This window comes from Longispora urticae, from assembly GCF_053902585.1.
This window is the reverse complement of record NZ_JAQZSH010000019.1, coordinates 146,809-159,145: the sequence shown is the minus strand read 5'-3', so window position 1 is coordinate 159,145 and position 12,337 is coordinate 146,809. Positions and strand designations below refer to the sequence as shown.

6 protein-coding genes are annotated in these 12,337 nt (G+C 75.5%); 2 read left to right on the top strand and 4 right to left on the bottom strand.

What is annotated here, in order from left to right:
* Positions 1-51: 51 nt before the first annotated feature.
* The 3 genes from PT931_RS10095 to PT931_RS10085 all read right to left on the bottom strand — a co-directional run bounded on the left by PT931_RS10095 (position 52) and on the right by PT931_RS10085 (position 1,941).
* Entirely contained in the window at positions 52-666 is a 615-nt protein-coding gene (locus tag PT931_RS10095) for a vitamin K epoxide reductase family protein (protein ID WP_456245441.1), read from the bottom strand.
* Positions 666-1,325, bottom strand: coding sequence for a DsbA family protein (locus PT931_RS10090; RefSeq protein WP_456245470.1), 660 nt, complete (start codon positions 1,323-1,325; stop codon positions 666-668). The genes PT931_RS10095 and PT931_RS10090 overlap by 1 nt, the downstream gene beginning before the upstream one ends.
* 250 nt (positions 1,326-1,575) lie before the next feature.
* Positions 1,576-1,941, bottom strand: a complete 366-nt coding sequence (locus PT931_RS10085; protein ID WP_456245440.1) for a hypothetical protein — start codon at positions 1,939-1,941, stop codon at positions 1,576-1,578.
* 124 nt (positions 1,942-2,065) lie between these two features.
* Here PT931_RS10085 and PT931_RS10080 point away from each other — a divergent pair, with 124 nt between their 5' ends.
* A complete protein-coding gene (locus tag PT931_RS10080) occupies positions 2,066-2,401 on the top strand; it encodes an ArsR/SmtB family transcription factor (protein ID WP_456245469.1) in 336 nt (111 codons plus the stop codon).
* Between the two features lie 11 nt (positions 2,402-2,412).
* On the top strand, positions 2,413-3,171 hold the full coding sequence (locus PT931_RS10075; RefSeq protein WP_456245439.1) for a cation diffusion facilitator family transporter: 759 nt from the start codon (positions 2,413-2,415) through the stop codon (positions 3,169-3,171).
* Between the two features lie 32 nt (positions 3,172-3,203).
* Here PT931_RS10075 and PT931_RS10070 read toward each other — a convergent pair whose 3' ends face one another.
* Positions 3,204-12,326, bottom strand: a complete 9,123-nt coding sequence (locus tag PT931_RS10070) for a MupA/Atu3671 family FMN-dependent luciferase-like monooxygenase (protein ID WP_456245438.1) — start codon at positions 12,324-12,326, stop codon at positions 3,204-3,206.
* Positions 12,327-12,337 lie beyond the last annotated feature (11 nt).

Below are 12,337 nucleotides of genomic sequence, written 5' to 3'. Positions count from 1 at the left end.
TGTGGGTGCGGCCGGATCACTACGATCCGGCCGCACCGGCCGCGCCGCCGGTCAGGGCAGCAGGGTCCGCCAGTAGTCCCAGAACCGCACGCCGATCGCCGCGACGACGGCCAGCAGCCAGACCGTCACCACGACGGAGTGGTTGCGCACCACCGCGTCGACCGCCGGCCGCCAGGAGGCGGGGGCGGGCAGGTGGCGGTGGTGCAGGTTGTGCAGGGTCAGGTACCAGAACGCGGTGATCGTGACGACCCACACGACCATGCAGTACGGGCACAGGGCGTGGATGCGGTACAGGCTCTGGAAGATGAGCCAGTGCGCGAACAGCACGCCCGCCGCCGCGCCCAGGTGCGCCCCGACCCACAGCCAGCGCGGCAGCCGGGCGCCGGTGAGGACGACGACGCCGAGGGTCGCCAGGACCGGGAATGTCAGTACCCCGATCACGGGGTTCGGGAACCCGAGGACCTCGGCCTGCGGGGTGGACATCACCGAGCCGCAGGACAGGATCGGGTTGATGCTGCAACTGGGGACGTAGCCCGGGTCCCGCAGCAGGTGGATCTTCTCGACGGTCAGGACGAACGCCGCCGCCGCGCCGACGGCACCGGTGACGAGGAGGATCCAGCCGATGATCCGGGCGGCGAACGGCACGGCCGGGGCCGGGGGCGCCACTACCCGGCCAGGTTCGTGTCGACGGCCGCCTTGAGCGCCTCGAACGTCGGCCGCTCGGTGAACTTCTTGCCGTTGACGAAGAACCCGGGCGTCCCCGTCACGCCCAGCGACAACCCGTCGCTCTTGTCCTTCTCGATCCGGGCGGCGGTGGCCGGGTCCGCGAGGTCGGCGCGGTAGCGGTCCAGGTCCAGGCCCAGGTCACGCGCGAAGCCCTCGAACGTGCCGGTCTGGTCCTTCTGCTGCTCCCCCCACGTCGACTGGGTGCTGAACATCTTCGTGTACATCGCCTCGAACCTGCCCTGGTTGGCGGCGGCCTGCACCGCGAGCGCGGCCGGCTGGGCGTTGCGGTGCCCGGGCAGCGGGAAGTAACGCACCACGTAGGTGATCCGGTCGGCGTACTCGGCGCGGAGCTTCTCCACCCCCGGGTAGGCCGCCCCGCACGCCTCGCACTCGAAGTCGAGGAACTCCACGACCGTGACCTTCCCGTCCGCCGCCGTGGACAGTTTGTGGCTGTCGGGGCGCACCAGGCGCTCGTCGGTCGCGGAGACCGCCCCGGAGTCGGCGCTCGGCCCGCCCCGGTCGGTGAGGAACAGGGCCGCGCCCATCGCCACGATCGCGACGGCCACGACGGCGATGGTCAATTTCAGATTGGTGCTCAGTCCGGCACCGGACATGCCCCGGACGGCCTTGGCTCCGGGGGAGGTGCCGCGCTTGTTCGTACCCGATGGACGGTTGTTCTTCCTGGCCATGGTGAAGCCTTTCCCTGACGGGGTTCGGACATGACGGGGAGAGGTGGCGGGCCCGCGCGAAGGCGCGCAGGGGCGAACCACCAACCACTGAGAGGGGTACCGCGGGACGCGCGCTACGCCGACCGCGCACGGCGCAGGGCGGAGTCCCGGGCGTGCTCGGCTACGTGCGCCAGACGCACAGGTCGACGGGCCCCGCCCGGAGTTCGCACGGCGTGGACCGGTGGCCGGCCGTCGTGACCGGGGCCGGCGGGGTACGCCGGGCGTGCGCGACCAGCGGCGGCGCGGCGAGTTCGGGCGCGTGCGCGCCGGCAGGGACCGTACCGGTGGCGGTGGTGACGTGGTCCACGCAGCCGCGCCCGCACGAACCGTTGTCCTGCGAGGCCGTGGCTGCGGCGGGGAAGAGGTGCTCGGCGGCCCCGCCCACGCCGGGGGCGCCCAGGATCAGCGCCGCCAGGAGGACCGCCAGGAGTGCGGCACGGCGCAGGGGCGACCCGAGGGTCGCCGTCACCGCGCGCACGAGACTCACAACCGGTGACTGTACCCGGCACACGGAGCGCCGCCCAGCCGTGTGACGGCACCCGGGGCCGGTGCCCCGGTGCGGGGGCACGCGCTGTACAGGGTTTGCTGAATACATCGCTTCATGTACAGTCCTGGGCGTGGAGATCCTGACGCACGGCGCGGTGCTGGCCCGGTTCGGTCACGCCCTGTCCGACCCGACCCGCTCCCGGTTGCTGCTCGCCCTGCGCGAGTCGCCCGGCTACCCGGCGGAACTGGCCGACCTGCTCGGGGTGTCGCGGCAGAGCCTGTCCAACCATCTCGCCTGCCTGCGGGGCTGTGGCCTGGTCGTGGCCGCTCCGGAGGGCCGCCGGACGCGTTACGAGCTGGCCGACGCCCGGCTGGCGCATGCCCTGGGTGACCTGCTCGGGGTCGTCCTCGCCGTCGACCCGGCCGCGTGCCCGACCAGCGACACCGACGACTGCTGCTGATGGCCGGCCACATGGCTCCGGAATCCGGCACCCCGGGCGGCCCGGTCACCGAGGTCACCCCGGGCGGGCCGTCCACCCGGCTCATCCCGCTCATCCAGGTCGGCCCGGTCACCCCGGCCGTCGAGGTCGGCCCGGTCGGTCTGTCCGGGCGGCGCCGGGCCCGGCTGACCCGGACGATTCGGCTCCTGGTCGCCGCGACCATCACCTACAACGTGGTCGAGGCGGTGGTCGCGATCTCCGCCGGCACGATGGCGGACTCCACCGCCCTGATCGGCTTCGGGCTGGACTCCGTCATCGAGGTCGCCTCCGCGGCCGCCGTGGCCTGGCAGTTCTCGGCCGCCGACCACGAGCGGCGCGAACGGGCCGCGCTCCGGATCATCGCGTTGTCGTTCTTCGCCCTCGCCGCCTACGTCACCGTCGACTCGGTGCGCGCCCTGCTCGGGGCCGGGGACGCCGGTCACTCCACAGTGGGCATCGCCCTCGCCGCCGTGTCGCTGGTCGTCATGCCGGCCCTGTCGTACGCCCAGCGCCGGGCCGGCCGCGAGCTCGGTTCCCGGTCGGCGGTGGCCGACTCGCGGCAGACCCTGCTGTGCACGTACCTGTCGGCTGTCCTGCTCGTCGGGCTCGGGGTGAACAGCGTGTTCGGCTGGTCCTGGGCCGACCCGGTCGCCGCCCTGGTCATCGCCGCCATGGCGGTCAAGGAGGGGCGCGACGCCTGGCGCGGGGACACGTGCTGCCAGGCCGGTGGGGGTACGGCCAGCTGCTCGTAGCCGGGGGCCGGCCTCCCGCGCCGGGGCGGTGGTCAGTCCGCCCCGGCCAGCTCCTCCAGGATCCCGAGCAGCCGCGCGCACCACTCCGCCACCGCGTCCGCGTCGAACACGTCCGTGGAGTACTCCACCGTGCCGGCCAGGCCGCCCCGCCACGGTCGGAACATCGCCGCGTGGTCCCGCCGCGCACCGCCCAGCGGCTGCTCGCCCAGCTCCACCTGCAACCCGGGCAGGGTCACCTCCGGCAGGGCCGCGTTGAGCAGCAGCGTCTCGGTGGCGAACGGCTGCGGTTCGCCGATCCGCCAGCCGGGCCGGACCTCCCCGAACACGGTCAGGATCGGCCGGGCGTGGCCCATGGCCTCCACCACGGTCCTCCGGACCCGGGCCACGGTGTCGCCGGCCCGGACCCGGATCGGCAGCGGGTCGTAGTAGAGCCCGACCACGCCCTCGTCGGCCATGTGCTCCCGCATCGCGTACGGCATGGCGAACACCGTGTCCGCCCGCCCCGACAGCCGGACGTGCGCCACCGCGAGCACCGGGTACAGCCCCGGGCCGTGCCGGGCCACGAGGCGCGCGACCAGGTCGGCCGGCACCGTGAAGTGGTGTTCGGCGCCCCGCCCGGAGCGCCCGGCCGGTACGGGCGGGGGCGCGTCGGCGAGCTGGCGGGCCCAGTACCCCCGGGGCCAGTCCGTGCCCACCTGCCGCCGCGCGTGCTCCAGGAACGTCGCCGCGACCGGTTCCAGGGTGGCGGCCCGCCCGGTGACCGCCGCCGTGTACAGCTCGGCCAGTTCCCGGATCAGGAGCTCCATCGACCAGCCGTCGGCGACCAGGTGCTGCACGACCAGGGCCAGGCACCAGCGGTCCGGCCCGATCCGGGCGAGCTCGGCGTGCAGCATCCGGCCCGCGTCCACGTCGAACGGGCGTCGGCCCACGGCGACCGCCCACGCGTCGACCCCGTCGGGTGCGACGTCCACTGTGGCCAGGCTGACCGGCCGGGCGGGAAGGGGTTCCTGGGTCAGCACCCCGTTCTGTTCGAAGATCCGGGTGCGCAGCGCCGGGTGCCGCGCGACCAGGGCGTCCAGTGCCCCGCGCAGGGCCGGCACATCGAGGTCGCCGCGCAGGTCCCAGCGCAGCGCGATGTGCGTCACGACCGGCTCGGGCCCGTGCAGCAGCCGCCATTTCCACGCCTGGTGCGGGGTGGCCGGGGCGGTGTTCCGCAGGCCGTCGGCGAGGGCCCGCGCGGTCGGCCGGGCGAGCACGTCGGCGGGCGACACCGTCAGCCCGGCCGCCCGGAGCCGGTTGGCGACCCGCACCGCCAGCAGCGAGTGCCCGCCCAGCTCGAAGAACGACTCGTCCTCGCCGACCGGCCGGCCCAGCTCGGCCGCGAAGACCCGCAGGATCGCGGCCAACTCGGGCCCGCTCAAGGGCTCCGGATGGCCGGCCCCGTCCCGGTCACCCGCCAGCTCCGCGACCGTCAGGCCCGGCCCGGCCAGCGCCCGACCGAGAATGTCCCCGAAGTCCGCCCACAGCCCGAGCACGGTCTCCTCGGAGACGACATCCGACTGGTACTCCACGTGGGCGCGCACCGTCGCACCCTGGGACAGGTACACCATCAGCGGCACCGGCGCCTTGGACAGCCCCACCGGCAACGGGGTGGCCGTGACCCCCGGCAGGTCCAGCGCGAACGCCCCCTCGCCCTCGAACTCCACCGCCACGTCGAACAGCGGACCGCGCCCGGCCACCCGCGGCGGGTTGACGGCCCGGACGATCTCGTCGAACGACACGCCGCCGTGTTCGTGCGCGTCGGCCGTCATGCCCCGGACCTGGCGGACGAGGTCCCGGAAGCTCGCCGTCCTGTCCAGCCGGAAGACCAGCGGCAGGGTGGCGACGAAGAACCCGACCAGCCCGGCGGTCCCCTCGTCGCGGTTGGCCAGCCCCGTGCCCACGACGAACTCCCGCTGCCCGGACAGCCGGTGCACCGCGACCCCGAACGCGGCGAGCAGCGTACTGAACACCGTCGCCCGCTCTCTCTGGCCGAATGCCCGCACTTGATCGGCGAGCGCGGCCGGCAGCTCCAGGAACACCGACCGGCCCCCACCGGGCCCGTCGGCTGTGGGCAGGGCCAACGGCGCCGGGAGCGGGGCGAGCTGGTCGACCCAGTAGCCGAGGTCCTTGGCGGCGGCGGGCGGCTGCCCGGCGGCCCAGTCCGGGTACGTGATCGGCAGGTCGGGCAGGGCGGCCCCCCGGTAGGCGGCGGACAGTTCCCGGCTGAACACGTGGTAGGACGAGCCGTCGGTACCGATGTGGTGGAAGGACAGGATCAGCACGTGCCGCCCGGGTGCCGACCGCAGCAGCCGGAACGCGCAGACCTGTCCGGCCGCCAGGTCGAAGCGCCGGCGGCTCTCCTCGGCCATGGCGGCGACCACGGCGGCGTCCTCGTCCTCGACGTTCACCACGATCAACGCGGGCCCGCTGTCCCGGGGGAACTGCCGGGGCTCGCCGTCCACCTCCCGGTACGCCGTGCGCAGCGGCGCGTGCCGGCCCACGACCGTGGCGAGGGCGTCGGCGAGCCGGTCGGCGTCCAGGGGGCCGACCAGGCGGATGGCCACGGCCTCGTTGTAGTCGTGGCTCTGCCCGAGCTGGTCGGCCAACCAGAGCCGACGCTGACCGGGTGCCAACGGCCAGCCCACGTCGGACCCGCCCGGCGCACCCGACGCGCTCGGAACGGTGGGACCGGCGGCCAGGGCGGGCGGCGTGGCCGGTGCGGCGACGGGGTGCCGCGCCGGGCCGGACGCTGCCGGCCCTGATGCTGCCGGCCCGGTCGGCCGGGGCGGGAGGGCCAGCGCCGCCACGTGGGGAAGCCCCGCAGCGACCCGGTCGGCCGGCAACCCGAAGTCGATGAAGCAGGCGATCTCGTCCACCCCGGCGGCGGTGAGCTCCGCGAGGATCGGGGCCACGCTGGCGGGGCTGCCGATCAGGGCGCGCTCGGCGCAGTACCGGTCATAGGCCCTTTCCAGCAGGTAGGCCACGTCCTCGGGCTGGGCCGCGTCGAGGTCGATGGACATGCCGAGGCTGTTGGCGACCTGCCCCAGGAGGGACAACGAGGACCGCAGGTACCCGCAGAAGGGTTCGAAGGCCTCGGCCCGGGCCCGCCCGGCGTCCTCGGCGAGGTAGGTGTGCACGAGCACCGTCACCCGACCGGGGCCCAGGCCGGCCGCCCGGCGCTCGGCCCGGTAGCCGGCGATGTTGGCCGCCAGCTCGGCGACGGACTGGGCCATCAGGTTCGTGACCACGCCGACGTCGCGGCGGGCCGCCTGCCGGTAGCTGTCCGGGTTGCCGAGGATCGCGGTGTGCACGGGCGGCTCGGCCTGGACCGGCCGGGGGAACAGCCCCACCTCGATCGGCGCGCCGCTGCCGGACACCCCGGCGACCCGTTCGCCGCGCCACAGCCGGCGCACCGTGTCCAGGTGCTCCCACATCACCTCGCGGTGCCGGCCGTAGTTGTCGGGGAAGAACACGAAGTCGTCGGCGTGCCAACCGCTCGCGCAGCCCAGCCCGATCCGGCCGCCGGAGAGGTTGTCCACCATGGACCATTCCTCGGCGACCCGGACCGGGTGGTGCAGGGGGAGCACGACCGAGCCGGCGTTGATCCGGACCCGGCTGGTGCGGGCCGCGATGGCCGCCGCGAGCACCGACGGGTTCGGGAACACCCCGCCGAAGGAGTGGAAGTGCCGCTCGGGGATCCACACCGCGTGCAGCCCGTTGCGGTCGGCGAACTCGGCGGCGGCCAGGATCGGGGCGTAGCCGTGCGCCTGGCCCTCGGGGTAGTCGCCGAAGAAGTACAGGCTGAGGTCGACCTTGCCACCATCGCTGGGTGGGGCAGCGGGTCCATCGGCGGGGCCGGGGGTCGGGGGAGTGCCGGGCGTCGGCCGGCCGGTGTCCCGGGCGCCCGGAACGGGCGGTGGGCCCGGGACCGGCACGGCCTCGGTTCTGTCCGGAACCGGTACCGCCTCCCGCCGGCCCGGAACCGGCGTCCCCTCCGGTGCGGCCGGGCCGGAAGCCGTGCCGCCCACCAGGTCGAGCTGCCGGTGCATGAGGGCCAGCTGCTGGTCGATGAGGTCGCGCAGCCAGGGGTCGCCGTGTGCGGGGGCGGGTGCGCGGACCGGCGCGGAATCGGGCACCGGCCCCGTTCCCCGACCGGCCGGCACCGCATCAGACGGCCCCGAGCCAGTCGGCACTGAGCCGGAGTCCCCCGAGCCAGTCGGCGCCCGGCCGTCCACCTCCGCCGAGGCCGCGTCCCGCCCGCCCGACGACCCCGGACCGACCGACCCACCCGCCCGTTCCACGATCACCTCCCCCAACCGGCGCGGCGTGTCGATCTCCTCGAAGAGTTCCCGGACGCCGATCCGGACCCCGAACCCCTCCATCACCTCCCGGACCATCGCCACCAGCAGCAGCGAATCGGCCCCCAGCGCGAAGAAGGTGCTGTCCGCGCCGACCTCCGCCACCGGGAGGCCGAGCTGGGCGGCGGTCAGGGCGCGCACCCGGTCGAGTACGTCCTGCATCGGTGCGACCTCCACGGTGTCCAACGGCGCGGGCCAGTACCGGCGCCGTTCGTACGGGTAGCCCGGCAGCGCGATCCTGCGCGCCCCGAGCCCGTCGGTGAGCCCGACCCAGTCGACGGGCACGCCGGCGCACCACAGTTCGGCGGCCGACCGCCACAGCCCGGCGAGGGCCGGCCGGCCCTTCGGCTGCGAGGCGACCCAGGTCAGGTCGGGGGCGAGGGCGCGCCCGGCGGTGACGAGCGCGGGACGGGGCCCGATCTCCAGGACCACCCGGCCGGGGTCGGCGAGCCGGCGCACCGCCAGGTCGAACCGGACGGGTTCGCGGGCCTGCCGGACCAGGTGCGCGGCGTCCGGGGTCCAGCCGACCGGGTGCTCCGTACCGAGGCTGCTGAGCACGGGCAGCACCGCGGGCCGGAACGCGACCCGCCCGGCGGCCGTGCGCAACCCGTCGAGGACCGGGTCGAGCAGCGCGGAGTGGAACGCCCGGTCCACGGCCATCCGGCGGTGCGGCGTGCCGTCCGCGTCGAGCAGCTTCTCGGCCCTCGCCAGGGCGGCGGGCCCGCCGGACACGGTGTGCAGGGCCGTGCCGTTGACGGCCGCCAGGTCCAGACCGTCCACCCGGTCGAGGAGCGCGTCGACGACCGGTCGGCCGGCGAACACGGTCAGCATGCCGCCGGGCCCGGTGCCGCGCATGAGCCGGTCCCGTTCGACGGTGAGCGCGACGGCGTCCTGCACGGACAACGCGCCGGCGGTGACCAGCGCCGCGTACTCCCCGAGGCTGTGGCCGAACACCCGTGCCGGACGGACCCCCGCCGCCCGCCACAGCTCCACGAGCGTCAGTTGCCGGGCGAGCAGCGCGGGCTGGTAGTCGGCGGGCCGACCGTCGAGCCCGGTGCCGGCGGCGGCGAGGTGCGCCCGGTCGATCCGGTCGAGCAGCCGGGCCACCGCCGGGTGCCGCCCGAGACCGCCGACGGGCCCGACCTCGACCCCCTGCCCGGTGAACACGAAGTCCACCTCCCCACCCGCGCCGACCGCCGCCGGTCCGTCCGGTCCGACCAGCACATCCACCGGTCCGCCCGGGCCAGTCCCGACGACGCTGTCCGCCGCCTCGGGTCGACCGGCGGCCAGGAAGGCCCGCAGCTCCCGCGCCAGCTCGGCCGGGCTCTCCCCGACGACAGCGATCCGATGGGTACGCGTCCGCCGACCGGCCCCCGCCGTGACGGCCAGATCCGCCAACCGCACCTCCGGCCGCGCCTCCAGGAACTCGGCGTGCCGGCGCGCGGCTTCCCGCAGGGCCCCGGGCGTCCGTGCCGACAAAGGCAGCACTCCCGGCGTCCCGGCGTCGGCCGATTTCCCCCCGGCCTCTCCTGCCAGGGGTGGTTCCTCCAGGATCACGTGCGCGTTGGTGCCGCCCACCCCCAGCGCGCTGACCGCCGCGCGACGCGGCCCCGCCCCGGCCGGCCAGTCCCCGCCGCCGGGCAGGATCCGGAACGGCCCGGAGTCCAGGTCCAGCGCCGGATTCGGCGTCGTGAAGCACACCTGCGGCGCGTGCCGGCCGTGCCGCAGGGTCCCGACCGCCTTGAACAGCCCGGCCATCCCGGCGCAACTGTCCAGGTGACCGATGTTGGCCTTGACGGAGCCGAGCACCGCCGAGCCGCCCGCGTACGCCTCCGCGAGGGCCGCGTGCTCGATCGGGTCGCCGAGCGCCGTTCCGGTGGCGTGCGCCTCCACGTACCCGATGTCGGCCGGCCGCACCCCGGCGGCGCGCTGGGCCCGGCGGATCACGTCGACCTGGCCGGACACGCTGGGCGCGGCGTAGCCGACCTTGGTGGCGCCGTCGTTGTTGACGGCGGTGCCGAGGATGACCCCGTACACGGTGTCGCCGTCGGCGAGCGCGCCGGCCAGGGGCTTGAGCAGCACGGCCGCCACCCCGTTGCCGCCCACCGTGCCGTCGGCGGCGGCGTCGAACGGTCGGCAGACCCCGGTGGCGGACAGGATCGAGCCGGGCTCGTGCCGGTGGCCGGTGGCCCCGGGGAGGTGGATCGCCGCCGCGCCGGCCAGGGCGAGGTCCGCGTCCCCGGCGAGCAGGCCCTGCACGGCCAGGTGCACGGCCACCAGGGAGGTCGAGCAGGCCGTCTGCACGCCGATCGCGGGCCCGGTCAGCCCGAGCCGGTACGCGACCCGGCTGGCGAGGAAGTCCGGCCGGGTACCGAGCACGGCCTGGGTGTGCTCCGCCCCGGTCCGGTCGGCGAGCAGGGCGGCGTACGGCGGGCCGGGGTGCAGGTTCATGCCGCTGCCGGCGTACACCCCGACGCGGTGTCCCTCGGGCGCGCCGCGACCGGCGTGTTCCAGGGCCTCGTGGCAGACCTCGAGGAACAGCCGGTGCTGGGGGTCGAGGAGTTCGGCCTCCTTCGCGGAGACCCCGAACAGGGCCGCGTCGAAGGAGGCGATGTCGTCCAGGGGCGCGGACGCCGGGGCCCGCCCGTCCGTGGGCCGCCGGATGCTCTCCCGGCCGGCCAGCAGGTTGGCCCAGAAGGTGTCGGCGTCGTCAGCGTCGGGGAAACGGCAGGCCAGGCCGATGATCGCGATCCGACGGTCGGCGGTGACCGTCGGCGCGGCGGACGCGGGCGTCACCTCGCCGGCGAGGTGCGCGGTCAGCGCCTCGACCGTGGGGTGGGCGAACAGGGCGGTCTGCGCGACCTCCCGGCCGAGGGCCGTGCTGAGCCGGGCGCGCAGGCCCACGAGCTGCACGGAACCGAGGCCGAGTTCCTGGAACGGGGTGTGCGGGTCGACCGGCCCGAACACGTCACGCACCGCCCGCCGCACCGCCGCGGCGTCGGACACGGCCGGGTCGGGCGGATCCGCCGACCAGGACCCGGTCCGCGCCGGGGAGTCGCTGGGTGGGGCCGGGAAACCGGCGGGCGCCCCGGCACTCCGCCGCTCCGGCCCCGCCGGCCGGTCGAGCAGCGCCGGCAGCAGGTTCCGCCGCAGCTTCCCGCTGGTCGTGCGCGGGAACTCCGCCGCCGTCAGCCGCACCACGTGCGCCACCATCACCCGCAGCCGCCCCGCGACGGCCGCCCGGATCTCGGCCGCCAGGTCCCGGTCGGCGGCGTAGAAGACCGCCAGCTCCTCGGTACCCGTCCGCTCGTCGGGGATCCCGCACGCCGCCACCTCGCCGGGCAGCACCCCCGCGACGGACGCGGCTGCCTCGATGTCGTGGCAGTAGTGGTTGTCGCCGTTGAGGATCACCACGTCCTTCCGTCGGCCGGTGACCGCGATCCGGCCCCGGTGCATGAAGGCCAGGTCGCCCGTGTCCAGCCAGCCGTCCCCGTCGGGGAACGCCTCCCGGGTCGCGCCCTCGTCACCGAGGTACCCCGGGGTGACCCGCGCGCCCCGGACCTGGAGCCGGCCGATCCGCCGTTCGGTCAGCGGGCTCCCGTCGGGGCCCACGATCCGCAGCGCCGCCCCGGGCTCCGGCGGACCGACGCTGAAGAACACGGAGTGCTCCTCGTCCGGTCCGGCCCAGGCCAGCTCGCCGTCCAGGCTGTCGGACCGCACCCGGTGCACCGCGTCTGAACTGGTCAGCCCGGCGAAGCTGATCCCGGTGCAGGTCTCGGCCATGCCCCAGCCGGCGGTCATGACCGACCGGCGGATCCCGTGCGGGCCGGTCGCGGCCAGGAAGCCCTCGACGGCGTCGGGGGTGACCCGTTCGCCCCCGCTGACCAGCCGGCGGACGGCCGACAGGTCCCAGGTTCGGCCGGGGGTCACGGCGAGGGTGTCGGCCAGCAGCCGGTACGCGAAGTTCGGCGCCCAGGAGTGGGTCACGCCGAGCCGGTCGAGGAGGTCGAGCCAGCGGGTCGGGTCCTCCAGTACCCAGGACGTCGGGGCGTGGGCGTTGCGCACCGCGTTGCAGACACCGCCGACGTGGTACAGCAGCAGGCCGCCGGAGTGGTCCAGGGGCATCCAGTTCAGCAGGGTGTCACCGGGCCGGACGTCGAGCGTGCCCCGCTGGCCGTACGCCATCTCGACGAGGCCACGGTGCGTCAGCGGGATGACCTTCGACGTCGAGGTGCTGCCGGAACTCAGCTGGAGCAGGGCGACGTCCCCGGGGCGGGCCGGGTGCGGATCGGCGGGCGCGCCGTCCAGGGTCCGCACGTCGAGGGCGTCGAGCGCCACCGCGTCGGCCCCGGAGCTGAGCACGACCGGACCGCCCAGTACCCGTCGGGTGTGCTGGAGTTTGTCGAACACCGGGTCCCCGGCGGCGGAGGCGGCCGGGCGGGCCAGGACCACGGGGGTGATCCCGCCGAGCAGGCAGGCCCAGAACGCCGGGAAGAACTCCGCCAGGTCCGGGACCTGCAACAGCGCGTGATCGCCGGGCCGGACCCCGTGCGCGCGCAGCCCGCCGAGCAGCCGGCGGGCGCGGGCCAGCAGATCCGGATAGGACAGATACTCCTCCCGCGGGCCCGTGACCAGCACCCCCGCCCCGGGGGCCGACTCCGCCGCCGCGAGGAGCGCCGCCACGAGGGTCGCGGGCCGGGTCGGATCGGCGGGGATCTCCGGGCCGTGGCTCACCGCCCACCGCGGGTCTTCCATCACGTTCTGTC

Coding starts and splice junctions, on each gene's coding strand:
- PT931_RS10075 (WP_456245439.1), top strand. CDS start 2,413: ATGGCTCCGGAATCCGGCACCCCGGGCGGCCCGGTCACCGAGGTCACC.
- PT931_RS10070 (WP_456245438.1), bottom strand. CDS start 12,326: ATGGAAGACCCGCGGTGGGCGGTGAGCCACGGCCCGGAGATCCCCGCC.